The sequence below is a fragment of the Clostridium sp. 1001283B150225_161107_B6 genome, assembly GCF_015556325.1.
Taxonomy (GTDB): Bacteria; Bacillota; Clostridia; order Lachnospirales; family Lachnospiraceae; genus Enterocloster.
This window is the reverse complement of the sequence record NZ_JADNMD010000011.1, coordinates 37514-62953: the sequence shown is the minus strand read 5'-3', so window position 1 is coordinate 62953 and position 25440 is coordinate 37514. Positions and strand designations below refer to the sequence as shown.

The 25440-nt window shown below is 49.5% G+C and carries 19 protein-coding genes; 6 read left to right on the top strand and 13 right to left on the bottom strand.

Annotated elements, in window-relative coordinates:
- Positions 1–10: 10 nt before the first annotated feature.
- Together I2H39_RS21365 and I2H39_RS21360 are read right to left on the bottom strand one after the other, a co-directional pair.
- On the bottom strand, positions 11–1342 hold the full coding sequence (locus I2H39_RS21365) for an aspartate aminotransferase family protein (protein WP_138309133.1): 1332 nt from the start codon (positions 1340–1342) through the stop codon (positions 11–13).
- Positions 1343–1445: 103 nt separating this feature from the next.
- Positions 1446–2114: a GntR family transcriptional regulator gene (locus tag I2H39_RS21360; RefSeq protein WP_240305586.1), complete on the bottom strand. Its 669-nt coding sequence runs from the start codon at positions 2112–2114 to the stop codon at positions 1446–1448.
- Between the two features lie 211 nt (positions 2115–2325).
- On the opposite strand from I2H39_RS21360, the gene I2H39_RS21355 reads away from it, so the two are divergent.
- Positions 2326–3588 carry a Glu/Leu/Phe/Val dehydrogenase gene (locus tag I2H39_RS21355; protein ID WP_138309131.1) on the top strand — a complete coding sequence of 421 codons (1263 nt, stop codon included), beginning with the start codon at positions 2326–2328 and terminating at the stop codon, positions 3586–3588.
- A 119-nt stretch (positions 3589–3707) separates the two neighbouring features.
- On the opposite strand, the gene I2H39_RS21350 is transcribed toward I2H39_RS21355, so the two are convergent.
- The 3 genes from I2H39_RS21350 to I2H39_RS21345 form a co-directional block, all read right to left on the bottom strand.
- On the bottom strand, positions 3708–5600 hold the full coding sequence (locus I2H39_RS21350; protein WP_195627474.1) for a sensor domain-containing diguanylate cyclase: 1893 nt from the start codon (positions 5598–5600) through the stop codon (positions 3708–3710).
- Positions 5601–5923: 323 nt separating this feature from the next.
- Positions 5924–6085 (bottom strand): hypothetical protein, encoded by a 162-nt coding sequence (locus tag I2H39_RS28930; protein ID WP_207671121.1) that lies wholly within the window; start codon positions 6083–6085, stop codon positions 5924–5926.
- Positions 6086–6117: 32 nt separating this feature from the next.
- Positions 6118–6462, bottom strand: coding sequence for a cupin domain-containing protein (locus I2H39_RS21345; protein WP_138309129.1), 345 nt, complete (start codon positions 6460–6462; stop codon positions 6118–6120).
- Positions 6463–6944: 482 nt separating this feature from the next.
- Between I2H39_RS21345 and I2H39_RS21340 the strand changes: the two genes are divergently transcribed.
- From I2H39_RS21340 to I2H39_RS21330, 3 genes are read left to right on the top strand one after another with little or no spacing between them, the layout of a single operon-like run.
- Positions 6945–8009, top strand: coding sequence for a hypothetical protein (locus I2H39_RS21340; protein ID WP_195627473.1), 1065 nt, complete (start codon positions 6945–6947; stop codon positions 8007–8009).
- Positions 8006–8356, top strand: a complete 351-nt coding sequence (locus tag I2H39_RS21335) for a hypothetical protein (protein WP_138309127.1) — start codon at positions 8006–8008, stop codon at positions 8354–8356. Before I2H39_RS21340 ends, I2H39_RS21335 begins: the two co-directional genes overlap by 4 nt.
- Before the next feature lie 49 nt (positions 8357–8405).
- Positions 8406–9275, top strand: a complete 870-nt coding sequence (locus I2H39_RS21330; RefSeq protein ID WP_138309126.1) for an LPXTG cell wall anchor domain-containing protein — start codon at positions 8406–8408, stop codon at positions 9273–9275.
- Positions 9276–9288: 13 nt separating this feature from the next.
- Here I2H39_RS21330 and I2H39_RS21325 read toward each other — a convergent pair whose 3' ends face one another.
- The 4 genes from I2H39_RS21325 to I2H39_RS21310 all read right to left on the bottom strand — a co-directional run bounded on the left by I2H39_RS21325 (position 9289) and on the right by I2H39_RS21310 (position 13653).
- Positions 9289–10221, bottom strand: coding sequence for an EamA family transporter (locus I2H39_RS21325; RefSeq protein WP_195627472.1), 933 nt, complete (start codon positions 10219–10221; stop codon positions 9289–9291).
- A gap of 87 nt (positions 10222–10308) precedes the next feature.
- Positions 10309–10863, bottom strand: a complete 555-nt coding sequence (locus I2H39_RS21320) for an XRE family transcriptional regulator (protein ID WP_138309124.1) — start codon at positions 10861–10863, stop codon at positions 10309–10311.
- A 279-nt stretch (positions 10864–11142) separates the two neighbouring features.
- On the bottom strand, positions 11143–12579 hold the full coding sequence (locus I2H39_RS21315; protein WP_138309123.1) for a TIGR00366 family protein: 1437 nt from the start codon (positions 12577–12579) through the stop codon (positions 11143–11145).
- 78 nt (positions 12580–12657) lie between these two features.
- Entirely contained in the window at positions 12658–13653 is a 996-nt protein-coding gene (locus I2H39_RS21310; protein ID WP_138309122.1) for a membrane dipeptidase, read from the bottom strand.
- Positions 13654–13941: 288 nt separating this feature from the next.
- On the opposite strand from I2H39_RS21310, the gene proC reads away from it, so the two are divergent.
- Positions 13942–14775, top strand: coding sequence for a pyrroline-5-carboxylate reductase (gene proC / locus I2H39_RS21305; RefSeq protein ID WP_138309121.1), 834 nt, complete (start codon positions 13942–13944; stop codon positions 14773–14775).
- Between the two features lie 108 nt (positions 14776–14883).
- On the opposite strand, the gene I2H39_RS21300 is transcribed toward proC, so the two are convergent.
- From I2H39_RS21300 to I2H39_RS21285, 4 genes are read right to left on the bottom strand one after another with little or no spacing between them, the layout of a single operon-like run.
- Positions 14884–17601, bottom strand: a complete 2718-nt coding sequence (locus I2H39_RS21300; RefSeq protein WP_195627471.1) for an EAL domain-containing protein — start codon at positions 17599–17601, stop codon at positions 14884–14886.
- A gap of 44 nt (positions 17602–17645) precedes the next feature.
- Complete coding sequence (locus I2H39_RS21295) at positions 17646–18944, bottom strand: ABC transporter substrate-binding protein (RefSeq protein WP_138309119.1); 1299 nt, start codon at positions 18942–18944, stop codon at positions 17646–17648.
- A gap of 2 nt (positions 18945–18946) precedes the next feature.
- The gene (locus tag I2H39_RS21290) at positions 18947–21850 is read right to left on the bottom strand and encodes a hybrid sensor histidine kinase/response regulator (protein ID WP_195627470.1); all 2904 of its coding nucleotides are present in this window, start codon (positions 21848–21850) and stop codon (positions 18947–18949) included.
- Positions 21851–21894: 44 nt separating this feature from the next.
- On the bottom strand, positions 21895–23268 hold the full coding sequence (locus I2H39_RS21285) for a GntR family transcriptional regulator (protein ID WP_195627469.1): 1374 nt from the start codon (positions 23266–23268) through the stop codon (positions 21895–21897).
- 311 nt (positions 23269–23579) lie between these two features.
- Between I2H39_RS21285 and I2H39_RS21280 the strand changes: the two genes are divergently transcribed.
- Positions 23580–25427 carry a bifunctional diguanylate cyclase/phosphodiesterase gene (locus I2H39_RS21280; protein ID WP_195627468.1) on the top strand — a complete coding sequence of 616 codons (1848 nt, stop codon included), beginning with the start codon at positions 23580–23582 and terminating at the stop codon, positions 25425–25427.
- Positions 25428–25440: the final 13 nt, after the last annotated feature.

Sequence of the window (25440 nt, the reverse complement as noted above, 5' to 3'; positions counted from 1 at the left end):
CCTCCTTACGTTACAGAAACCTGCGCTCCGCCTCCAGCACAGCCGTTTTCAGGATATCCACTGCAAAGTCCATCTCATCCTCATCCAGAATCAAGGGCGGGGAAATCTGCAGCGCTTCCCCTGATATGCCGTCTGCGGTCCCTGTTACCCCTGAACTGATTAGCAGCCCATGGTCAAAACAATAGCCCGCAATAAAACCGGACACATTCTTCCCAGGGTCAAAGGGTTCCTTCTTCTCCCGGTCCTTCACCAGCTCAACGCCAATCAGCATTCCGACGCCTCGTATATCTCCAATCACCGGTGAATCGCCCAGGGCATCCTTTAATTTCCCCAGGAAAACCTCCCCTTCCTTTGCAGCCCTCTCCACCAGGTTGTTATTCACGGTATAGGAAAGCACGGCGCTGGCTCCTGCGCAGACCAGTGGATTCCCTGCAAAGGTAAAGCTATGTATCAGATTCCTGCTGCCCTTCTCAAACGCATCCACCACCTTCTTATGGGCAATAACGGCTCCTATGGGAACATATCCGCCGCCCAGGCCTTTGGCCACGCTGATTAAATCCGGCACAACGCCAAAATGGTCCATTGCAAAATTCTTTCCGGTTCTTCCAAAGCCGGTAATGACTTCGTCCACACAGAACAGCACATTGTATTTATCACAGATTTCACGGATTCGCTTCATGTATTCCACCGGGGGCATGGTAGCGCAGGATGTGGTTCCCACAATGGGTTCTATCAGAAATGCCGCCACCGTATCCGGTCCTTCGTATTTAATAATGCGCTCCAGCTCCTCCGCACAAGGAAGCCCGCATTCCGGATAGGACAGTCCGTATGGACAGCGGTAGCAGTTGCACTGTGCAATGTGAGGCATCTTCATCAGATAATTGTCATACGTCTCTCTCCAGGACGGTCTTCCTCCGTAGGTCAGGGTGGCAATTGTATTTCCATGGTAGCTCTGCCAACGGCTGATGATTTTATATTTTCCCGGTCTTCCCGCCTCTACCTGATACTGCCTTGCAATCTTGCCCATGGATTCAACTGCCTCTGAGCCTCCGGAGCAGAAAAATACCTTATCCATTCCTTCAGGCGACAACTCAATAATCTGCTGGGACAGGCGCTCCTTTGCCTCGCTTGTAAACGTTCCCCCATACACATAGGAAACATTGGAAGCCTGCTCATACATGGCATCGATAACTTCCTTTATGCCCTGCCCGATGTTGGTAACCGCTATTCCGGCAGCACAGTCCAGATATTTTTTTCCGTCCGTGTCATACACCCAGGACCCCTCTGCCCGTTCCACACTCTTGTACTTCTTGTCCAGATTTGCATAGAATACATTACTCATACCTACCTTTACCTCCTTGAAATGTTAAATCTAAAATTTCACATAGTGCAAAAACAAAAATGTAAATCCTGTCACATGCATATTTACATTTTTGTAATTTTATTTAGTTAATCGCATCAAAGCAATCCATGATTTCTTTCTTTGTATTGCGGATGTCCTGGACAATCAGCTCAATGCACTTATCCAGCTGCTGCTGTCTTAAGGCATCAATCAGCGCACAGTGTATCCTGATTTCATAATGAAATTTCTCCAGCGGAGCACTGTTCACATTATATGTAATGTGGAGTATACGAATCCGTTTCGTCAAATCAATCAGGTTCTTGATTTCATCTCCAATGATTTTCGGACACAGGTCAATCAGATATTCATGGAATCTCATTTCTATGTCAAAAAAATCCTCCACCAGACGCTTCTTTGCATCCAGTCCGCCTTCAGGCTCAATATCCAGCAGTTTCCGGAATTCATCCCCGAAGCCGTCAAGCACCTCCACGTCCGTAATCCCTATGACCTCCCGTATGACCTGGCTCTCCAACGCCTCTCGGAAATTGAAAATGCAGCGTAGTTCCTCCTTACTCAGCTCCCGCACATAACTCCCGCTTCTGGGATTAATGATGACATACCCATCCTTATTCAGGGATTTCAGGGCATTGGTGACCGGGGTACGGCTGACTCCCAAAGAACTGCTCAGAAAATCCACATCCAGCTTCTCATTGGGCCTGAGTTCGTTATTAATGATTTTCGCCTTAATCTCTTCATATATCAGCTCATTCAAGCTGCTGTATTTTACTTTATTAAACATGTTCCTCGCTTACTGATATCTAAAATTTTAGTTTGTAAATTTATAATAATCCAATACCGGGCGTTTGTCAACCTAGATTTTTGTATTTTAGACTTGACAAACATAATTTATCAGAATATAATTTGTATAAAATCTGAAATTTTACATTTTACATTTCTGTTTTCACCACGAAAGGAGGATACTAATGTCGGACACATATGACCCTTATCAGGATGTGCTCCAGATTATCGAGGATTGTGCGAAAGCATGCGGGTATGAGAGGGATGATTATATCGCCCTGGCCTACCCTGAGAGGGAGCTTAAGGTAGCCATCCCCATTGAGATGGACGATGGCTCCATCCAGGTTTTTGAAGGCTACCGTGTACAGCACTCCACATCTCGGGGACCTGCCAAAGGCGGAATCCGCTACCACCAGGATGTCAACATCAATGAAGTAAAAGCATTAGCCGCCTGGATGACCTTCAAATCCGCGGTAGTTGACATTCCCTTTGGGGGAGGAAAAGGCGGCATCAGGGTGGACCCCTCCAGCCTGAGCATACATGAGCTTCGCAGGCTCACACGGCGTTATACTTCCATGATAGCTCCCATTATTGGTCCGCAGCAGGATATACCGGCGCCGGACGTAGGGACCAATCCCACGGTCATGGGCTGGATTATGGACACTTACAGTATGCTCAACGGCCACTGCATACCAGGTGTTGTCACAGGAAAGCCCCTGGAACTGGGCGGGGCCGTCGGCCGTAAGGAAGCCACAGGAAGGGGCGTGATGTTTACCGTACATAACCTGATTCATGCCCTGGACCTGGATATTTCATCCTGCACCGCCGCCATACAGGGTTTTGGAAATGTGGGAAGCACCACTGCCCGTCTTCTGCATGAATCCGGTGTCCGCATTCAGGCTATCAGCGATGTTTCCGGCGGCGTATACTGCGAAGATGGCCTTCCCATAACCGAAATGCTGGAATTCTGCAAATGCGGTGCATTGCTTAAGGAATATGCGTCTGAAAACAGCTCCGTGGCCTTCCTGACCAATGAGCAGCTGCTTGCGCTTCCCGTCACCTTCCTGATTCCCGCTGCCCTGGAGAACCAGATTAACCGTACCAATCTGGAAACCATCCGCGCCCGGTACATCGTGGAAGCTGCCAATGGTCCTGTTTCCATGGAAGCCGACGCCGTCCTGCACGATAAGGGCATCCTCATCGTACCTGATATCCTGGCCAATGCAGGCGGTGTTGTTGTCTCCTATTTTGAATGGGTGCAGAATATCCAGGAAATGTGGTGGACAGAAGATAAAGTGAATAAAACCCTGGAGGAGAAGATGGCGGCTGCTTTCTCCGATGTATGGGAAACTGCCAGGACGCATAAGGTTTCCCTGCGCAGGGCAGCTTATCTCATAGCCGTTAAAAAGGTCATAGATACGAAAAAGCTGAGAGGTATCTGGCCGTAATAAGCTGCTGGATGTATTAAATGCTTAAACCCGAAAGGTCTTCCATGATTCTCCAAAAATCACGGAAGACCTTTCTCTGTAACACACAGCAGGACGCTGCCATGACCCGCGCAGCCTTTCTAAGACACAATGGTAAACCCGTCCTTTCCCCTCAGTTTTGTCTCATAAAGGGCGCCATCCGCCTTCTGGTACAGCTCTTCAAAGCTTCTTCCGTCCCTTGGGTATAAGGCAATACCGATGCTGGCCGTGATATTGCAGCTAATTTCTCCTCTCACAATCAGCGTATGGAGGGCAGCGGAAAGAGTCTCTGCCTTTTCCTCCACGCCTTCAATATCCGGTACCTGAATGAAGGCAGCAAATTCGTCTCCGCCAATCCTGCCGAGAATATCCCCTCTCCTGAAATGCTTTTGCAGGATATCCGAAAAACTGCAGATACAGAAATCTCCAAAGGAATGGCCATACCGGTCATTTACCAGTTTAAATTCATCAATATCAAAAATAAAAAAACCATACATCCCATCCGGATTTTCAGAAAGCTGTTTGTCAATCAGCCGCTCTGTGGCCTTTTTTGAGAGCAGCTTTGTCATCTCGTCAATTGTGGCCTGCCATTCCCGTTTCTTTTCCGCGTCGATATTTCTCCGATAGGAGAACATGTGGACGGAACTGTCCTCCTCTGAGTAGAACAGGAAGGTTTCCACACGAATCCAATGATAATCCTCCCCGTTCTGGGAAATCATAAAATCGTACTGCAGATGGCCATTTCCAGCCTCATATTCCCGGATGGCATTTTCCGGGGTAAACATGGAAACATATCCCTCCCGGAACTCCTCTTTAATCTGTTTCTGGGCAATAACACGCAGTCCCTGGTCAAAGGGAAGTCCTCCGGCCCCCAGGCTTGCAAAATACTCCTCTGTCTGCTTTCCCACATAACAGTTCTTCGTCAGATTCAGTTCATAGATACTTTCATAGAGCTGTTCCGTTGCCTTTTTAAAAAGCGCCTGCCGCTCCTCCACCAGCTCTGTCACCTGACTGCTGTACTTGCGGATTACAGCGGTAATGACAATCAGTACCGTGAGTATAACCACGGTCAGTATGAAACCGGTCTGATAAAGCTGCCGGTTCATGGCCTCCACGATTGGACCGGTATCCTGTTCCACAAGCAGATACCAGGACAATTCCGGAATATACCGTTCTACAATGAAGCTTCTCTTCCCTTCCTTTGGGCCGGAATTCGTCCAGAACTCCATACTGTTGTCAGACTCCTGAAAACCAAGTACCTGTTCCCGTATACCCCCCTGGCCATATACCTCAAACCAGTCCTTTTTTTCATACCCGTTATAGGTCGTGGATATCTCTATAAATCCATCCTGATTGACCAGGCTGGCCCTGTTGCCGTAGCTGTCCTCATATTCCTGCAGAAGTTCCTCCAGATAATCAATCTGGATACCGACTCCCACAACGCCAATCACAGCCCCGTCCGGTGCAGTGACCTTGCAGTTTACAAAAACAGTTATCCTGTTATCCGCCCCCTCTACCTGGTCATTATCCACGTTAAGGGAATACTCCAAATCATTGCCCAGAAGTTCGTAGTACCATACATTCTCCGGGTCCCCCTCCTCCATTACGCGGTCAAGTCCATTAAAATTATAGTAGCGGCCGGATGCTGTGGATATCAGGAACACGGAATCAAAACCATATTTCCTCTGATATGTTCTCAGATATGTTTTTGTAGTCTCCACGTAGTCTGAATCATCCAGATGGCTGTTCTCCCCAAGAAGATGGTCCGCCAGAAGGCTGTCATGGGCCATTGTAAGCGAAATGTTCACCGGCTTAGTAAGCATTGCCGTCATCTGATAATAGATTCCCTCCGCTGTCAGGGAGGATACTTGTTCTATGCTTTCCAATGACGCCCGGTAATTGGCGCGGTAGCTGAAAAATGCCGTAAGGATAAAGCCCACAACCAGTATGCTGCTGACTAACAGGTTCGTCTGAAACAACTTATTGTTTTTCATTCGATACCTCCTTGTTCTCTGTATGGAACAACTCTTTCTGTATCATTCTGACACCCTCTGACTGCTGCCCCGCTTTCATCAGGGATAGGTACAGATATATCCGGCTGAACGTTCATTCCGATGCCTATTAAATGGCGTATCCGCGCCCCGGACAGCTGCTATATTCAACACATCCTCCTCATCCGGAAACCGGACATCCTCCCAATCAAAATAAACATAATCATGTATATTTAATCTATTATATCAAAACCGGACAAGAAAATATAGTATGGATTCCATACGGCATGGTTTCTTACAGAACACGTCTGCCGGATACCGCAGTATCATATAAGCGTCATACAGCACGATACAAAATCCAGCAGAAGATGCACTCCGCCGGGCGCACCCGAAAAACAGCACCAGCCATTACGGCCGGTGCTGCTGTCGGTTGCATCATAAGGTTCAAAACGTTCCTTAATCCCATTCTTCCTGCTGCCGAAAATCACATCCGGCGTATCTGGTCCGGATGTTCCCTGCCCTATTTCAAAAAATCTTCCCGCATCGGATTAAAAATGTCTACCAGAACACCATCTTCCAGACACTTGCAGCCATGTATGATATCATCCTGCTTCAAAAGCGTATCTCCCTGTTTCACCTCATGGGTTTCGTTTCCAATTGTAAACAGGAAACGGCCCTTTGCAATGTATGTAATCTGTGTGTGGGGGTGATGATGCAATGCACCGATTGCCCCTGCCTTAAAGGTATTTTCCACACACATCATCTCATCACAAAAAGCCAGAACCCGGCGCACCACACCAGGACCTGCCTCCTCAGCCTCCATCTCCTCCCAAAAGCACCAGTTTTCTCCATTTCTCTCGTTCATGATTTTCCCTCCATAAAATAAATGATTATATTTTAGCATAACGTTATCGTTATCTTAAGTATGATTATAGAATACAGTATTTAAAACAGATAGCCTGACTCCCTCTGGTGATTATCCATAAAACACTCCAGATTGCCATTCACCACCACCGCCGGCATTACCCGTTCCTGTACCACTCATAAGAATAGCTGTGGCACTGAATCTGAAACAATGTATTCTTTTCAGCGTAATCCCCGGCCACCTTTGCCACATCAGCCAATGTCGTACGTTTCGCCAAACTGTCCACCTTCTTTACTGCTATTTTGCATTCCGCAATCCATATATCCTGTAACCATTATAACAAAAAAACAGGAATCGTACAGAAACAACCGCTGACAATATTCTGTTTTTTCTTTATGTGCACAGAATTATTAGGAAATTCGTAAAGATATTCACCAATGGACGTGGTAAAATGGACATAAAGGAAAGGGGAGGGGAAAAGGATGACAGGAGTATATGCGACGGCGCACATGTTGGTGGATTTGGCCTGCGCTTACCTGGTTTATGCCTGTGTAATCGGAAAACAGGACTGGTATCTCTGGGTGCTGGTATATAATTTCTGCGCCTTTGCCCTGCAGATGCCAATCGGCGCCGGAGCCGACCGTCTGAACCGCAACAGTTTCGTGGCGGCCGCAGGCTGTCTGGGCGTGCTGGCCGGACTGATACTGGGAATTGGCGGGGGACAGCCGGCAGCAGCCTGTATCCTGGCCGGCACAGGAAATGCATGTTTTCATGTGGGCGGCGGCATTGATGTACTGAACCACAGCGGGAAAAGGGCCGCTCCCCTGGGAATATTCGTGGCTCCCGGCGCCCTCGGCATTTTTCTGGGCAGTCTTCTGGGGAGAGCACCGGACAGGCCGGCCGGCAGCACTGCTGTTCTGATTGGAATTTCCCTCATACTGTCCATGGCAGTTATCCGCTGCCGCGCAAGGTCATGCAAAATATGGAAATGCTCCGGCAATGCCCCTGTTTCCTATGATGGCATTCCCCTCCGCCATATGCTGGCTGCATTATGTTTTTTTGGAGCGGTTATCCTGCGCTCCTATTCCGGAATGGTGCAGGACTTCCCATGGAAAGGGAATACTGCCGGAAGCGCCTGGCTTCTGGCCGGAGCCGTGGTGTCCGGAAAAATAGCAGGAGGTTTCCTCTCAGATAAAACCGGCATTCAAACAGCTGCTTTCCGTTCCATGTCCGCTGCTGCGGTGGGTTTTCTCTGTCTGGACAGCCCGGCTGCCGCCATACTGGCCGTATTTTGCTGGAATATGTCCATGCCCATGACGCTGTGGTCTGTCTCCCAGGTATTTCCAGGGGCAAAGGGATTCAGTTTCGGACTTCTCACCTTTGGACTGTTTATAGGCTTTTGTCCGGTATATCTGGAGGGCTTTGGAGGAAATGCACAAAGAGGGCTGAACTCCGGTGCAGCCTCATCTCCTGTGGGAATGGCGCTGATGGCGGTCATGTCCCTTTTATTGTTAGGGTGGGGGTTAAGGCAGGTGAAGCAGACATGATTGGTATGCGGATTGTCCGTGTTTTGGCCGTATCCCTGGGATTTACCATTGTTCTGGAGGAGGCACTCGCCTGGACCGCTGGAATCAGGAACAGATGGGATATGATTCTGATTGGCCTTGTGAATGTGCTGACCAATCCGGCAGTTGTTTTTATTCACTATATGTACCGTGCCCACGGAGGCCGGGGCCTGGTCTTTGTCACTGCCGCAGCAGAGCTTTCAGCTGTAATCGCAGAAGCGTTTTGCTACAAAGCAGCGGCAAGAAACATCCGGCATCCCTGGATGTTCTCCATAGGGGCAAACCTGTTTTCCTTTATTGCAGGCTTGGCGGTAAACAAATTGCTGTAGATATAAAAAGGAAAAAATGAAACAGCAGGAAATAATGGGAGGGCGATAAATGATGGAAAGAAACAAACAGCGTTCAATGGTACTGCGTGTTCTGATACTGTCCCTATTCTTATGCATGCTTTCCGGTATAACGGTTTTTGGTGATATGATTTGGACCCCCAATGACCCGGAATTATTTGAACGCGACAGGGACTATGATTATGTGGGCCGCCGGTATTATGCCAACGGCCCCGGAGGATATGTGACTGTAATGGAAGAACCGGGCAGCGGGCAGGTTTTGGAATACATCGGAAACGGCCCCGTCTTTTATGTTTCCCTCTCCTGCCCCAAGGGCAAAGAAGCATGGGGTATTGTCCAATACCGGAAGGATGAAAACGGACAGCCAACAGAGGATTACGGGTGGGAAGAGGGCGCTGTCATTGGCTGGATTTCCATGGATGAGCTGACAGCTATTTATGACGGACAAAGTTTTCTGGAGGACCATGAATCCGAGATAAAATACACGGACGCAGACTCCATGCCCCGGATTTCCATGCCGGAACAGGGAGCCATCTGTCTATGGAGTTATCCCGGAGCAGAAGAACCCTTTGGCCAGATAGAACATCTGGATGAAAATACAATTCAGTTCGACATGACTTATCGGGACCCGGAGGGAAGCTTGTGGGGACACAGCAGTTATTACTACGGGCAGAGAAACTTTTGGGTCAATACAGACAGCCCCGGTGATACAACCGGTGCCGACATACCGGTTGAAACACCTGAAATCATTCCGCCATTGGCCCGGAATGAACTGGAACGCCTTCCAAAAACCGGCCGGAACAGCGGCCAGCTAATCCTGGCCGCAGGCGGGCTGATTGCATTTGCCATGCTGCTGACATCCGTCATTATCTATCATATGGCAAAGCATAAGAAACCATAAAGCAATATGCCCCTTAATCAGCCACCCGTTTCGCTTTTCGCAGCAAAAGCCCCCGCAGCCAGTCCTCTCTCTGAATTATAAATACAGAAGCCAGGATAACCAGCATGCCTGCCGTCTTTGCCATGGTTATACGCTCGGACAGGAGCAGGGCGCTCAGCAGAATTCCAACTACCGGATTGATATAGGCATAGGTGGAAACAACAGAGGTTTTCCATCGGCGGAGCAGATACAGGTAGGATGTCAGACCCACAATGGAATCAGCAATCCCCATATAGGCCATCGGAAGAGCGCCCCGCCATGACAGCTCCCCCAAATCCAGGTTTCCGGTCAATGCGGCGCAGAGAAAAAACAGGAGCGCAGGAATGGCGGACTGGTAAAAAATCTGTACCTGCACCGTTGCGCTGATTTTCTGGTATTTCAGATAGACGGTTCCCACCGACCACACCAAATCCGCCAGCAGCAGCAATGCGATACCTATGGGGTCGGCATTTCCGCCGGTGATACTGCCCACCACCACAATGGCTATCCCCATAAATCCTCCGATAATCCCAATTATCCCTACCCAGCTCACGCACAGTCTGCGGACCGCAAGGGAGTCCACCAGCAGAATCGTAATGGGAATCAGGCTTACCATGACCGTGCTTATCCCTGCATCCACACGTTGGGAGGCAAACAGCAGCAGCAGTGTATTCAGGAAATACATGAGTACGCTTCCCACTGTCAGGATTATTCCATCATGAAAACTAATGGCAAGGGATTTCCGCCTGCCGGCCTCCCACAGCGCCATCAGAACCGACGCAATCAAAAAACGGAGACTGCCGGCAAAAAACGGATGAAGCACACTGGAGGACAGTTTATTTGCCACGCCGGCCGTCCCCCAAAAGAAACAGATATTAAAATAGGCGGCAAAGGGAAGCAGCCTGCGCAGAGAAGAGTTGCTTTTCATATAGTTCCCTCAAAAACCGCCGAAGGAGGCTCCGGAGCATGCCTGAACATTGCATTCCGCCAGATGGCGGGAATGTTCCGATATGCGTCATGCCGTCCAGCCCATGGGCGTCATCACGCAAAAGCCGATTGCAGGAGTTTCTCCTGTATTTATGGTCCGGTGAGGCATATTCGGCTTCACCACCAGTGAATCACCAGCGTTCAGGTGATAACTTATCTCTCCCAGCAGCATATCCACTTCCCCCTGCAGCAGGATGACAATTTCCTCCGAAGGGTGGGTCAGAAATTCTTCAGAGTCATGGCCGCCCGGCTCAATCTGGAATTGAATCACCATGGACGCCGGAGTATATTCCGGTGCTGACATAGGCGAAACAATCTCGTAAAAAATCTCACTTTTGGGAAACTTAATAATCGGCCGCTGGTCGCTCTTTACCATGGCAGGATGATGTTCTGACTGGTCCACCAGCAAATACGGCGAAACCCCCAGAAACTCGCTCACCTTGCGCAGGGACGCCAGCGACGGCTCAACAGCTCCCCGTTCCAGCTGGGAAATATAACCAATGGAAAGTCCTGTGGCCTCCGCAATATCCTTCAGCGTCAGTTTTTTTTCTTTTCTTAATTTTCTAATCTTTTCTCCAACCATATGCAACCTCTTACTAGAATTCGTTGAGTGATAATGCCGTGCAGGAATCTTCATTGCGGCCCGGCGAACCAAAAAGGCCCGCCGCCACAGCCACGTCCGCAGGCCCGGAGCGTGTCCTGACATTACGTTCCGCCGGATGGCGGGAATGAATGTTCAGACACGCTCTAAGCTATCTTACCATATTTCCGGAAACTCCGACAGTATCTGACTGCAAATTTTAGCAAAAAGGATAATCGCTGGAGTCTTGTCTTTCTTTTTTTAAGAAAAACAGGCGTTTTATCATATCCCCATCAAAACAGCTGCCGACAAAATCAATGTCTGCGCTATATACAGGATGCCGAACAACGGCAGGAAAAACTTCCACCACTTGTGCATGGGAATTCCACTGATGCCAATGGAAATGGCAAGGGAGCATGTGGGCCACAAAATATTGGAGAAGCCGTCGCCAAACTGGAACGCAAGGCAGGTCACCTGACGGCTGACACCCAGCAAATCTCCCAGCGGCGCCAGAATGGGAATCACAGTCGCGGCCTGTCCGGTGGAGGATGGAATAAAGAAGTTAATCAGTGTCTGTAAAAGCAGCATTCCCTGGGCTGCAATGATTGGAGGCATTCCCTGCAGTACCTGGGAGGCGTAAAACACGATTGTATCAATAATCATGGCTCCCTGCAGGATAACCAGGATTGCCTTTGCAAAACCCACCACCAGAGCGCCCATGACAACTGTGGATGCACCCTGAAGAAATTCTTCAGCCATCTTGCTGGGACCCCATCCGCTGACCGCGCCTGCAAACACGCCCATCAGAACAAAGATGCCGGCCAGCTCCGCATTGCTCCAGCCTAATTTCAGGGACCCGTAAAATATAGCCACCAGTGAAACCAGTATTTCCAGAAGAATCAACATCTGCTTTTTGGTGGTCTTGGTGTTAATAATTTCCTCACGGTTAAAGTTGATGTCCAGCCTGTCCCCCAGAATAAGGCTCTTGGAGGGATTTTTGCTCACCTTCTGGCCATAGTAGAAGATATAAGCGATTCCCAGTGTACTGAAAATCACAAAGGACACAACGCGGATTCCCATGCCGGAGAATATGGGAACGCCTGCGATTCCCTGGGATACAGGTACCGAGAAGGGATTGAGCGTGGCCGCAGACCAGCCGATGCCCTTGCCCAGCTCCAGTATGGCGAATCCGGCCAGGGCATCATAGCCCAACGCAACCCCAAGGCCCATAAACACCGGAATTAATCCGTTATACTCATTCCACATGCCAAAGGTGGAGGAAAGGACGGCAAAGGTCAGGAAAAATACCGGGATTACCAGCTTTGCCCTGGATGAGAACCTTCGCAGCAGCGAACCCAGAAATGCATTAAATGCTCCGGTCTTAAGCACCATACTGAAAGCGCCGTTAACAAGGAATATGAGCATGGTAACTTCCGCGCCGCTGACAAGTCCCCTGTGAAGGGAGCTCAGGACCGTCACCAGTCCGGCCGGATGTTTTTCCTCAAGTGTATGGAAGGTGCCGGGAATAACGATGGTACGGCTGACTCCCTCTACCTCCATGGTCTGGGTATCAAACTGTCCCGGCGGAACAAACCAGGTACAGACAGCCACAAACAAAATGATAGCGCAGATAATAACATAGACATGCGGTACTTTTATGGGTTTGCGCGTTTTCACCGCAGCCCCGCCATTGGTATGTATCGAATCACTCTTTTGCATAATTGCTCCTTAATCAATCTTATTCGTTGTGATGCGTCGGTTATAATATGTCTGTTATGATACGTATCTTATGGTATGTCAGCTCCAGTTTGCCTTCAGTACACGCAGCAGGTTCCCTCCGGTCAGCTTTGCAATATCCCCGTCCGAGTAACCGCGGCGCTGCATCTCTGCAATGACATTTTCCAGCTGCCAGCAGCCCTCAAATCCCTTGGCATGGCGTTCATCGGACCGGGTGCCCACGCAGCTGTTATACGCTCCCACCACAGCGGGATAAAGCACGGCCTGGTCCGCGGTTCCCTTGTCATCCTTATTTCCGTCCAATGTGTTATCAGCACCGAATGACACATGGTCAATGCCTATGAGATTCACAACGTAATCCACATGGTCCACATAATCCCCCACATCCGGACGGCAGCCCTTCTCCTTTTTCCAAATCAGGGGAGCCCATGGCGAAATACCCATGACGCCGCCGTTTGCCTTGATGGCCAGCATTTCCTCATCGGTCTTGGTACGCACGCTGGGGGTAATGTTATAAACACCGGCATGTGTAACCGCCACTGGTTTCTCACTCAGGCGTATGATGTCCATTGTGGTCTTTTTGCCCACATGGGACAGGTCAGGCAGCATGCCGAGGCGGTTCATCATTTTAAGGACCCGTTTGCCAAAATCAGTGAGTCCGCCGTCCTGGGATTCACAGCAGCCTGTTCCTATAAAGTTAGCATCGTTATACGTCATCTGAATCACCCTTACGCCCAGTTCATAAAAAACACGGAGCTGTTCCAGGGAATTCTCTATGGAGTTAGGATTCTGGAACGCTAAAATAAGCGCTTTTTTACCCTCTTCCTTTGCTTTATAAATATCGGCTACAGACTTTGCAATCATGAGGCCGTATTTCGGGTTGTCCAGCATATTATAAATCCTGCCGATGCTCCTGGTGCTGGCAACATACCCATCCCCCTCCCCGGGAATGGTCAGAAAGAACGCGTCCATTTTGGAATGCAGAACATCCTGGGTAACACCGGTAAATTCGGTCTCCGTAAACGCGCAGCCGTCAATGATTAAATTCTCTTCCATTATTTTACCTCCACTAAAATTTTTATTTTGACAAAAGAATGATTCAGTTTCATTTCCCCACCCCATATCAGCTTTTGTCCACGCCATAAGAGTACCACACAAAGATAATGTTTACAAGACAAATCTTATATATAATCCCATTTTTTATGTATATATCAATTTTATATTGTCTATTTTGTACACTTTTCACAAGAATTGTTTTTTAATGTCAGTCTCCTTGACTTTGTATCCGCTTGAATATAAAATGAAATAAAATTATAGTATTATTTCAAAAACGGAGGAGTTATCATGAGTCAAGCTATTCAGAAACGAATTGCCTTTATCGGCGCAGGCCAGATGTGCGAGGCAATCTTCAGCGGCCTTATCCGTTCCGGAGCCGTTTCACCGGAACACATCCTGCTGTATGATGTAAACGAATCACGTCTGGCGGACCTGCAAAACCGTTACCACACAAACATCCTCTTGCCTTCGGACCACGCCTATGAGGATTTGGTATCAGCGGCAGATATAGTATTTTTGTCGGTCCGCCCCCAGGACGCCAGGGAAACACTCTCCGGAACAGGCAGTCTCTTCCGGCCGGAACAGACGGTAATCTCAATCATGGGCGGGGTGCAGCTCTCCTTCTTAGAAGAATACATCCAAAATGCGGCGGTGGTGCGCGTAATGCCCAACACCCCTATGCTGGTAATGGAAGGAGCCGCAGGAATAGCCCTTGGCGCCCGCTGCACATCCCAGACAGAAGCACTGGCCAAATCACTTTTCGATGTCATCGGCATCAGCTACGTATTGCCGGAATCATTAATCGACCCCTTGACCGGAATCAGCGGCTGCGGCCCTGCATTTGCCTACCTTTTTATTGAGTCACTGGCTGACGGAGGCGTGGAGATGGGACTCAGCCGGGAGATGGCGCTGAGCCTGGCGGCTCAGTGCCTGATTGGGGCCGGCAAAATGGTGCTGAACACAAATACCCATCCGGGTATCCTTAAGGACCGGGTGTGTTCCCCCGGCGGCGGCACCATAGCCGGCGTACATACTCTGGAGGAAGGGAAGTTCCGGGGCGTTGTGATGGACGCAGTGGTGCAGAGCATTCAGCGGATGCAGAATGTGGGCGATAAGGCCTAGAGCCTGTTTGGAAATGTATCCCGGTCATCTGCCCTCAGTATTTTTTCTGTACCCAAAAAGGCCCTGGAAGAAATAGTCTTCCAGGGCCTGATATGGATGGCTTCCGCCTTACTGCTTCTCCATATCCGGATTTAAAAACCGTGTTTCATACTCCTGCGCGGATATGGGCTTACTGAACAGAAATCCCTGAGCCAAATCCACGCCGCAGGAGCGCAGAGCCAGAAACTGTTCCTCTGTCTCAATTCCCTCAGCCACCATATTGATTCCCAGATTATGGCAGACCCCGGATATAAGCCCTACAATGGTCTTTGTCTTAGGATTAAGGGCAATGTTATCAATCATGCTCTTATCCAGCTTCAGAACATCAAAATCAATCTCCGACAAAAGCGCAAGGTTGGCATACTCAGTTCCGAAATCATCAATAGCAACCGCAAATCCCGCCTGGTGCAATTTTGAAATAAGCAGCTTTATATCAAGTCCCTCCGCATCATGCACCCGTTCCGTGACTTCTATCTCCATATAACAGGGCGAGATGTCATAGGTCCGGCATATGGCTGTGAGCTGCTCCACAAAGGAGGGCTGCATCAGAGATGAGACAGAAAAGTTGACGGAAACAGGAAATGCCTGCTTTCCCTGGTCAATCCAGTCCTTCAGCTTTGCGCAGACAAACCGGAATACATAAAAATCAATCAGGCTGATGGACTCAATTTCCTCCAGCAGCGGAAGGAAATTTCCGGGGAGCACCAGGGTATCTGATTTGGATCGGTAACGAATCAGCGCCTCTGCCCCCACCGCCGTGCGGTCGGACGAGGAAATCTTAGGCTGCAGATATACCTCAAAGTGATTCTGTTCAATCTCCTGTTTCAGGATGTCCGGGTCCGCAAGGTGCAGGATTTCATCACTGTGATGCCGGTAACGCTGCGACGCGGGATGAAGGCGGTAAAATTCCTTTTTGTCCTCGTACATCCTGGCATCTGCTTTTGCAATAATCTGTTTCAGGTTAACGGCAGACTCCGCCCACTGGGCTCCTATGGCTGCCTGGTAATGCGAATCATCCCGGAACCGGGCCTTTAATCCACGCAGTCTGCTGTTAAATATTTCCTTCTTTATGCCCGGACAAATGATTACAAACTCATCGCCGCCGATTCGGTAAAAATCAGCCCCCGCAAACACTTCCTTCATCCTTTTTGCACACTCCACCAGAACCGTATCACCGAATTCATGACCATACTGGTCATTGATATCCTTCAGGCCGTTTACATCCAGATAAACGATTCCCACCGCCTGTTCTGCACTGGCCAGGGCATTGGTGTCTTCAATATACCGGTTCCTGTTATAAAAGGAGGTCAGCGTATCAAAATAGCTTAAATGCGAGAGCTGCCTCTGGCTTTCAGCCTTGTCACGGGCAATCAGCAGGAAATAGCACAGGGTCTGCAACAGGGACGCAATATTCATAATCTGGCCGGCAGGCGGATTATCAACCGCCAGATAACCCAGAAGCATCCCGTCCCTCTCAAGAGGCGCAGCCACAAGGCTGGTAATGGACTGCTCCTGCAGGAGCCTGTATTCCATCTGACCGGTATCGCCAAACTGCTCCAGGTCCTGTATTATGATGCATTCCTTCTGTTTGAAGTAAGGAATCCACCGCTCTATCATTGAAACCGGAAGGCCCTGAATCTGCCCCTTGTGGGGTGCAATGCCCTCAGCACACCATTCCTGGCTGTTGTACATCCTCTCATCCCTGATATCCACAATGTAGGTGCGGTCCGCCCGGAGAAAGCTTCCTATTTTTTCCAGCACCTGGATGGTTGTCTGGACAATATCATTCTGCCGGTACAGCATGCCCACGCAGTCCGTAACCATTTTTTCAGCCTCCAGCGTGAATTTAAGCAGAAGCTTTTCCCGCTCAGACTCCGTTGTGTCAAAGGCAATTTCCATTCTGGCCGGCCGGCGGTCCCACTCAAGCAGACGGTCCTTTAATATATAGTGGCGCCCGGTTATGGGATTTGTATATTCCCATGTGTAATTTTCACCCTCCCGCAGCAGCGGGCTGGTGCAGAAATCACAGGGCGCATCCTTTCCCTGCAGAACACGGTAACACTTCTTGCCTTCCAGGGAATCCACGTGAAAACATTCCATGCCTGCCTGATTCAGAAAAAGCAAATCATAATTTTCAATGTCGGAAATATACATCAGTTCGGAGATATCATTCATAGGCGCCCGCAGGCTATCCTCCAGCTGGGACAGACGTTCCCTTCTCCTCCTGTTTTCATCCTCAGCCTTCTCCAGCTCCTTCTGGCGCTTTGCCTGTTTGGCACTGTATACATAGAACAGGACAGTCAGAAGGATAAATGCACAGTTCAGGATAAACAGGCTTCTGGCAGCAGAACGGACGCTTTTTTCGGAAAATTGTTCCGCGGCAGCCACAGTCCGGTCCGCCAGCTCAAAAAAGGTTTCGCTGTCCGCAAACAGGGCGGCCCCGCCTTCTCCCGTACGTACCGTGTATATTTCTTCCTTCAGCTTTGCCCATTCCTCCTGCATCCGGACAATCAGCTCCTGGAACGCATCGCTGTCCAGCCGTGAAAGCCCGTAATCACCCTGGCCTGTCTGCAGATTTTCCAGAATGCCCTCTATTTTGTCAATCAGAGGGTCATTGGGCTGATGATTCAGTTCCTGCTTTACCAGGCGCTGGGTAGCGCCCCGCACCACACCTGCATAATTAATCACCTTGGCATTTCCCTGGAGGTTATAAATGTAGAAATAGGATACCAGACTTGATACCAGCAGCGCTATTGTCAAGATAACAGGAAACATTCTTTTTTGCATAATAACCTCCCATTCTGTCCCGCAGTGCCTGTGTAAGAAATCATCTATTCCTTCCCGCCATACAGAGCGATTTCGTTTAACTGGAGTTCATCATATTCCCTGCATACCTGGTCCACACCGGCGCCCTCACAGAGTTTCACACTGAGCTCCTTAATGGTATTCCAGGTATTAAAATGCAGGGAAAAATCCTGATTAGGGACCTGGCGGCTGACTGACAGGCAGGAGACAAGCCGGTCCGCCTGGGGCAGGGTAGCGGCTTTATTTCCCTGTGCAGAAGAAACCTTGCCCAGCTGTTCCGCCAGACCATCCAGCATTTCCCTGGTGCACAGATTCTCAACTATCATCACTGCCTCATTTAGATGTTCCGACTTTGGATTTACAGATAATCTCAGGTCCGCACCCACCACGCAGACAGCGCCCCGGGGCAGCACCGGCAGGGCCGTCATCTCCACCTCAAAGGGATAATCGTGGGCAAATGCCTTTGCCCGGCAGATAGAGCTGATACATGCACAGTTCCCTTCCGAAAAAAAGGATATTTCCTCATCTGTGCCAGGCAGGGTGGCAAGGGTCTGTTCCACATCCAGATATCCGCTGTCAATCATGGTCTGAAGGAACTGGAAACCGTCCCTCATATAGGTGCTCACCGGCGTTTTACCGTTGGCCAGCTCTTCCACAAGTTTCTCACTCTGCGGATTCTGGTACAGAGGGCCCAGTCCCGCACACATAACCGGTACACTGATGCCGAAGTCCCGGTTTCCCCCATAGGGAAGAATTCCATTCTGCTTCAGGGTTTCACAGACAGTCTGGAATTCTTTCAGATTCCCCGGCACCTCCAGGCCGTACTGATGAAGCATGTCCACATTCCAAATCAGCCCAAAGCTGGTGTAAGACAAGGGAACCGAAAACACCTTCCCGTTGCAGATGCTTTGCTGCAAAGCATCCTCGGACAGGTTGTCAATACATGTGAGTTCCGATAAATCATATATATACCCCCTCCTGTCAAACTCCAGTACGTCCTCTGCGGTTATGATATAAAGGTCATCCGGCATCCCGCTTTCCATGCGTTTTAGCAAAAGCTCGCGGTAAGAGAGGCCTTCTTCTTCAAAGAAGTCTGCATAATCGCTGTACACAATGATATTGCTGTTATACCTGGGATTGATGATGTTGGCACAGCAATCATTTAATGCCCCTGCCAGTATATCCCCCTGGGCAAACAGGGAAATGACAATCTCCGGTTCATTTTCGTCTATATATACCTTGGGTTCCCTGTTATTTCCTGCACATCCGCTTAAAAGCAGAATACCCATCAGACAGGCACAAGCTATTGTTTTTTTTCCCCTCATATTTACGTCCTCTGTTCCTCGTTTTCCTTCTTATAATACAGCCGGATAATCTCAAACATTTTATTGATGTCAATGGGCTTGGATATATAACCGTCCATACCGGCATTTCTGCATTTCTGTATATCCTCCTCAAAGGCATCCGCTGTCATGGCAATAATAGGAACGCCTGCTTTTCTCATGTCCGGAAGTTTGCGGATATTTCCGGTAGCCTCCAGCCCATCCATCACCGGCATACGGATATCCATTAAAACCAAATCATAATGTCCGGCCTCCTCCTGTTCCATTTTCCGGACTGCCTGAAGACCATTTTCCACGGTGTCCGCCCGGATTCCCGCAGCACCTAACAGCTCCACGGCAATTTCACGGTTAAGCTCATTGTCCTCAGCCACCAGGATACGCAGTCCGTCAAACTGGTTACAGGGCATGTGGCAGGAAGCTTCCTGGGTTCTCACAGAGGGGCCCATGATGTAAAACCGCAGCTTCTGCACCAGCTCCGAACGGAATATGGGTTTTGTCAGGAAACCGTTGATACCAGCCTCCAGGGCCTCCTGTTCCACCTCTTCCCAATTGTATGCGGACAGCAGGATAATGGGGATGTCTGCTCCAAGACTGCCCCGGATACGGCGCGTGGTCTCCACTCCATCCATTTCCGGCATCTTCCAGTCCACAATGACCGCAAAATAGTCCTTTCCCGCCTCATGGGCCCTGCATGCTGCTTCCACTGCCTTCCGGCCGCTCAGAGACCAGTCCACATGCACGCCCACCTCCTCCAGCATGATTTGTATGCCTTCGCAGGTATCCGGACTGTCATCCACCACAAGAACCGTATGGCCTGCCAGATACTCCGCCTCCTGGCTGCTGGTATCACACAGAGACATGGGCAGGATTACGGTAAATTTTGAGCCGTTGCCAGGCGTACTCTGCACCCGAATGGTACCACCCATGATATCCACAATATTTTTTGTGATGGCCATTCCCAGGCCAGTGCCCACAATCTTGGTTAAGCGGTTGTCCTCCGCCCGTTCAAAGGGACTGAAAATTCGCTTTACAAAGTCAGGCTCCATGCCAATACCGTTGTCCTCCACCTGGAAGATAATATCAATACGCCCGTCATCCCGTTTACATTCCCGGAGATGAATGGATATCTCACCGCCCTCCGGCGTGTACTTGATGGCATTAGATAAAAGATTCATCAGAATCTTCTGCATATGCAGCGCATCACCCATGACAATATCGTAATCCAGCACAGAAGATTTTACCTGCATGGAGTGTCCTTTTTTTACCAAATCCGGCTTAATGAGGAGCAATACATTGGAAATCAGTTCCGGCAGATTCACTGGTTCGTATTTTAAGCTGAATTTTCCGCTCTCTATCCGGGACATGTCAAGCACTTCATTAATAAGGTCCAGAAGGTGTTCTGAGGCAACGGATATTTTATTCAGACAATCCTCCACCTTTGCCCGGTTGTCAAGATTGGCCTGAGCAATGGCAGTCATGCCTATAATTCCGTTCATCGGGGTTCGGATATCATGGGACATGGATGAAAAGAACGTGGTCCTGGCCCGGTTATTTTCCTGGGACTGCCGGAGAGCATCCGCCAAATCGGCCCGCATATGGTGCTCTCTTGTGGTGTCCCGCAGAACAGCCAGATACTGCCCGTCATCCGCCGGGAGAAAATGCACTTCTGTCCACCGCTGAAGTTCGTCTTCCGTGCCTGTCCTGTACTCTTTCCGGACCTTTTCCTTAAGACTTCCCCGGAAAAATGCAGCCCGGTCCTTGTCATCCGCCGGTACCCCGCACTGTTCAAAGAGAATCTCCGGCCTGGATATGACCTGGTCCGGTTCCGTATCATAAAGTACCCGGATATTATCTGAGACCATTTCCACCTGCTGGCTGGAAGGCGCATAGAGGAGGAATGCAAAATCAATATTTGAGGAGATATTCTGGAACAGGCGTTCCCGGTAAATCCTCCCCTGTTCCCGTCCTTTCATGCTTTCCCTGCTGAGAAGAAGGGCCGTAATCAAAAGCAGGGCGCCTGCCAGCTCTGCAAACGTAATGATTACCATATTTATGATTTCGGAGGACTCCTGCTGCAGAACACTCTTTGGCATGACGGAGAGAAGATACCAGTTGTAGGAATTTCCCTTTGGAAGAAAGCACAAAAGACTGTCCTGGCCGTGAAACCGGATTTGCATGGTTCCGGCCTTTTTGTTAAGCATCAGCTCCCGCAGCGTCTCCACGGCCCTGGGTCCATTTTCATTTTCCACCAGAAATTCGTAGACATTATCCGACTCTGAACCCGTGCTTTCAATAATCCAGGCGCCATTGCCATCCACTATAAATGCAAAACCCGTGTCGTCGACAAATGTAAAAAGAGAGGGGTCCTTATAGCTTGAAAGTGGCTTATCCGCATACAGCGCGCCAATCTGCCGGTCTTCCAGCCAGACAGGAGCCTGGAAGGTAATCTGAAGACGCCCGCTGTCTCCTATGTAGGCATCCGAATAGCCGTACTGCCCTTTGGACAGCGCGGTTTCCTCAAAGGGCAGGGAACCGGTATTCACCGGCTCCCCATTGCTGTCCACGCCGGTACCGGTCAAATCCATATAAAAGAAACGGTAAAAATCTGTTGCATCCGCATAATTGGCAAGGATAGTCACTGACTCAGTGGAGCCGCCCCTGAGTGCATAGAGACCGGCAAAGGAGTTGAGCCGTTCCTCATCATTGCGGAACTGCCTGCGTATGCTGCTCTGTATCATCCGAGTGGAATCAAGCATCCTCTCGTTGGAACCCTGGTCCATTTTATCCGTAATGCGATGGAGCAGAGAGAGCATAAACACAGTACTGAGCACCAATAGACAAATAACACTTGTTAAAATAAGAATGGAACGCTTTTTATATTCCCTCATACCTTCTCCTCAGTACACGGCAGATTGGACCCAGTATCCTGCTTTCACTCCGTAAGAGGAAACTTTGAATTAAAAAAGTTCATTCTGCTCTCTATCAGGGTCTTCCACTGGTCTGCAAACGCGGTCAGATGGCCGGCCTGTAAATCCATTTTCATTTGTATCATGGTATCTTCAAAGCGGAAATCCAATTGTCCGTTCTCCATCAATACTGCGGACAATATGTAACCCCATACCACCAATTCCCTTAACTTCCCATAACATTCCCGTATGATTCCGGAAGGACATTCGCTGGAAATAAAGCTTAAAAGCACGTCCATACAAAGGATGCTGCTGGTTTTTCCCTGAAGCTTTGTTATTTCCGCCCATAGCTCCCTGCGCTTTTGCTCTGTCACTGATTCCAGCGTATATAAGGTCACGCCGCGGACAGTCAGGGCCAGAAGCTGCAGTCCTTCCCCATGCAGCCGCAGGTTTTCTTTAATTTCAGGTGTATTCAGCACCTTAAAATCCACAGGTTCCAGACATACCTTTGTTCCGATTCCCATATAGGTCCTGGTCACGCCCAGAGACTGCAGGACAGCCAGTGTACGGCGGACCGTGCTTAAGGATACCTGGTACTGTTCTGCCATCCTGGGCAGGGAGGGAAGGTAGCTGCCCACAGGGCAGCGTTCCCACAGAACCTCGCGGATAATAATGGAGGCCAGGGTATAGCGCACCTGGGGACGCTGCCTGTAAACCGTCCACTTAAAGGGAATCTGCCCCACCTGTTCCATATGATACTTCTTACTTGCTGAATCAATGAAATCCAGCACTTGTTTCTGAACATTCGTATAGAGGTAATCAAAATTGCGGTTCAGTTCATCCACCGTACCATGCGGTGATAACTCCTCCGCCGTGCTGTCAACTTTATCTGATTTTCTTTTGGGGTAAAGAAAGCTGAGATAACGCAGGCATTGCCAGTAGAGATTCATAAGTAAATCATTGTGAAAGGTGCGGAGAACGTCAAAATAAAGACTTATGGGCGTTGACATGATGTCAGGCCTGCCGGTATCCGGCCTGATGGTATCCGGTTCCGGATTATGAAGCCCGGCTTCCCACATTGGCAAAAGCAGCAGCTTGCCTGCAAGGGAAAAATCCAGAATGCCCTCCTTTCGGGGCACAAAATATTTTGCAGTATTTTCCAAAAAAATCTCATCCGTGCCCTGATACGTTATCCTGGCCACCTTCCGTTCCTCTGTTACAATATAACCCTTTTCCTCCAGTTTTTTCAGGGCAGCCAGAACCGTATTCCGGCCCACCTGGAAGGTACTGCAAATCTGTGACAACGATACAAGCTGTTCGCCATACCTGTAATAGCCAAAGAGGATACGGGATTCATAATACTCATAAATCAGTTCGGTAAGTCCTTCGTCCTTTTTCATCCTTATCCTCCTGTATGAAAGGTAAAATTGTTAGTTTTGATATGCTGGCTCTGATGCGCGGAGAAACGAAAAACGTAACCCTGTTCATATAGGATACTGTTTTGATTGTATCACACTTTATACAGACATGCAATACCGGTTCCGTCCCATGGCGTCCGGTAACAAATTACAAAACCGTATCAAATTGGCGTCTGTCATTGCAATAAAAGATGTATTTTGGTACAATTGAGCTATTGATATGATTACGAACTGATGATGCGGCAGGAACGATGAACCCAGAAAGGCAGCCAAGGCTGTAAAAGGCAATCCATATGAAGCGATTTTTTAGGGGCGGACTGATTTCTCTGTTTTTTTTACTTTTCCTTTTCGGCGGTTTCACAATTCACACGGTAATCCAGACCCAGACCAATGGCAGGCTCATTAACTACGTGGGCATTGTCCGCGGTGCCAGCCAGAGGCTCATAAAATTGGAGCTTTCCGGACGGCCTGACGACGAGCTGATTGAGTATCTGGACGGCATTCTTCTGGAACTCCAGGGCGGGGAGGCCAGATACGGACTGCCGTCCCTTAAAGACCAGTCTTACCAGCGGGACCTTGCAAAGCTGGAGCTGATGTGGAGTCAAATCAGGACGGAAATCTCTGCCTACCGCAGCGGGTCTGTTGACAGCGCCAGACTCCTTTCCCTCAGCGAAGATTTCTTTGAGCAGGCTAACCACACTGTTTTTTCTGCGGACGCCTACTCAGCCCGGCAGATGCGGTTCCTGCTGACAGGCTGCCTGGTCATGGTGGGAATCATGTCCCTTACCTGGGTCTTCATATTCTGGGCCAACTCCCAAAATCTGCTGAAGCTTGAAGTCCGTAATGAGCAGCTGAACGATTTAACCCGGCGGGATGCCCTGACCGGAGTCTATCTGATTGGGGCTTTCAAGGAAAAGGCCCAGCAGCTTCTGGACAGCCGGCCGGAGAAATTCGCCCTTGTTTATACGGATTTCTCAGACTTTAAATATATTAACGATGTGTTTGGATATGACTACGGCGACCTTCTGCTGGCCCAATACGGAAAAATTCTGCAAAAGGAACTTCGCGAGCATGAGTTATGCGGCCGGGTATCCGCAGATAATTTTGTTCTGCTGCTTCATTATAAGGATAAAAGCGAGATAGCTGCCCGCCAGGCAGCGGCAGACCTGGAAATCCTCCGTTTTATGCATACGGCCCACGACGGCCAGCTGCTCCCCACCAACTGCGGTATCTGCTGCGTGGAGGATGTCATAGAGGCATTGAAAATCGACGGCCTTCTGGACCGGGCGAATTTTGCCAGAAAAACAGTCAAGACAGGGGACAGGCAGAATTATGCGTACTATGATGAGAGTATACGAAGCCATCTGTGGGAAGAAAAGAATATTGAAAACAGGATGCTGACAGCCCTTGAGAACAGGGAATTCACAGTCTACTACCAACCCAAGGTGGACCTCTCAACTGGTAAAATCGGCTGCGCCGAGGCCCTGGTCCGCTGGCAGTCCCAGGCCGGCACTGTCATCCCTCCGGACCGTTTCATCCCTGTATTTGAGAGAAAGTATATGATTGACAGACTGGACCAGTATGTCTATGAGGAGGTCTGCCGATGGCTCCGCAGCCTGCTGGATTCAGGCAGGCAGGCCCTTCCCGTGTCGGTCAACGTGTCCCGGCTTCAATTTTACGACCTGAACTTTGTCGACCGGTATGTAAGTATCCGCGACCAGTATGATATACCCCCGGAGCTTCTTGAAATTGAATTCACCGAATCCATTGCCTTTGACAACTCTGCCCTGCTTCTGCAGACAGTGTCCAGGCTTAAGAAAGCAGGCTTCTCCTGCTCAATTGATGACTTCGGCAAAGGCTACTCTTCACTGGGATTGCTGAAGAATCTTCCCATTGATGTGTTGAAAATCGACAGCTTTTTCTTCGATGAAGGCCCGGACCGGAGCAGGGATATGGCCCTGGTGGAGAGCATTGTCACACTGGTGAAAAAGTTTGATATACGCACTGTGGCTGAGGGAATCGAGTCCATGGAGCAGGTAGAATACCTGAAACGGATTGGCTGCGATTATGTCCAGGGTTATGTATTCTACCGCCCCATGCCCCAGCAGGACTATGAAACACTGCTTACCGAAGCCGGTTAAGGACGTACCTTTG

Excerpts from the sequence above, each read along its gene's own strand:
- I2H39_RS21365 (WP_138309133.1), bottom strand. The coding sequence starts at position 1,342 with ATGAGTAATGTATTCTATGCAAATCTGGACAAGAAGTACAAGAGTGTG.
- I2H39_RS21355 (WP_138309131.1), top strand. The coding sequence starts at position 2,326 with ATGTCGGACACATATGACCCTTATCAGGATGTGCTCCAGATTATCGAG.
- I2H39_RS21350 (WP_195627474.1), bottom strand. The coding sequence starts at position 5,600 with ATGAAAAACAATAAGTTGTTTCAGACGAACCTGTTAGTCAGCAGCATA.
- I2H39_RS21345 (WP_138309129.1), bottom strand. The coding sequence starts at position 6,462 with ATGAACGAGAGAAATGGAGAAAACTGGTGCTTTTGGGAGGAGATGGAG.
- I2H39_RS21340 (WP_195627473.1), top strand. The coding sequence starts at position 6,945 with ATGACAGGAGTATATGCGACGGCGCACATGTTGGTGGATTTGGCCTGC.
- I2H39_RS21335 (WP_138309127.1), top strand. The coding sequence starts at position 8,006 with ATGATTGGTATGCGGATTGTCCGTGTTTTGGCCGTATCCCTGGGATTT.
- I2H39_RS21330 (WP_138309126.1), top strand. The coding sequence starts at position 8,406 with ATGATGGAAAGAAACAAACAGCGTTCAATGGTACTGCGTGTTCTGATA.
- I2H39_RS21325 (WP_195627472.1), bottom strand. The coding sequence starts at position 10,221 with ATGAAAAGCAACTCTTCTCTGCGCAGGCTGCTTCCCTTTGCCGCCTAT.
- I2H39_RS21320 (WP_138309124.1), bottom strand. The coding sequence starts at position 10,863 with ATGGTTGGAGAAAAGATTAGAAAATTAAGAAAAGAAAAAAAACTGACG.
- I2H39_RS21315 (WP_138309123.1), bottom strand. The coding sequence starts at position 12,579 with ATGCAAAAGAGTGATTCGATACATACCAATGGCGGGGCTGCGGTGAAA.
- I2H39_RS21310 (WP_138309122.1), bottom strand. The coding sequence starts at position 13,653 with ATGGAAGAGAATTTAATCATTGACGGCTGCGCGTTTACGGAGACCGAA.
- proC (WP_138309121.1), top strand. The coding sequence starts at position 13,942 with ATGAGTCAAGCTATTCAGAAACGAATTGCCTTTATCGGCGCAGGCCAG.
- I2H39_RS21300 (WP_195627471.1), bottom strand. The coding sequence starts at position 17,601 with ATGCAAAAAAGAATGTTTCCTGTTATCTTGACAATAGCGCTGCTGGTA.
- I2H39_RS21295 (WP_138309119.1), bottom strand. The coding sequence starts at position 18,944 with ATGAGGGGAAAAAAAACAATAGCTTGTGCCTGTCTGATGGGTATTCTG.
- I2H39_RS21290 (WP_195627470.1), bottom strand. The coding sequence starts at position 21,850 with ATGAGGGAATATAAAAAGCGTTCCATTCTTATTTTAACAAGTGTTATT.
- I2H39_RS21285 (WP_195627469.1), bottom strand. The coding sequence starts at position 23,268 with ATGAAAAAGGACGAAGGACTTACCGAACTGATTTATGAGTATTATGAA.
- I2H39_RS21280 (WP_195627468.1), top strand. The coding sequence starts at position 23,580 with ATGAAGCGATTTTTTAGGGGCGGACTGATTTCTCTGTTTTTTTTACTT.